Source organism: Pseudoalteromonas sp. 20-92 (assembly GCF_030847595.1).
GTDB classification, from domain to species: domain Bacteria; phylum Pseudomonadota; class Gammaproteobacteria; order Enterobacterales; family Alteromonadaceae; genus Pseudoalteromonas; species Pseudoalteromonas fuliginea.
The window spans coordinates 1-252 of sequence record NZ_JANJGQ010000115.1; the positions used below are offsets into that span (position 1 = coordinate 1).

General features: G+C 38.1%; 1 rRNA gene. It reads right to left on the reverse strand.

Going from position 1 to position 252, the window contains the following annotated elements:
• Positions 1 to 77, reverse strand: a 5S ribosomal RNA gene (rrf, locus tag NRL14_RS20990); the annotation flags it as partial.
• Between the last annotated feature and the right edge of the window lie 175 nt (positions 78 to 252).

Genomic DNA, 252 nt, shown 5'->3' on the forward strand with positions numbered 1-252 from the left:
CTATCATCGGCGCTGTTTCGTTTCACTACTGAGTTCGGCATGGGATCAGGTGGGTCCAAAACGCTATTGTCACCAAGCAAATATGGTGCAAAGAATTAATGACAAGCACGTAGTGCTACCATTTTCTTTGCTCAAGGTGCCTCAATTTTAACGCTACGCGCTAAGAGTCACCTCTTGAATTTGGAAAATATCTGATAATATTTTTTAAGTCTTTCTTTAAGTAATATCTACTTTAGTCATATTAACTTCTTC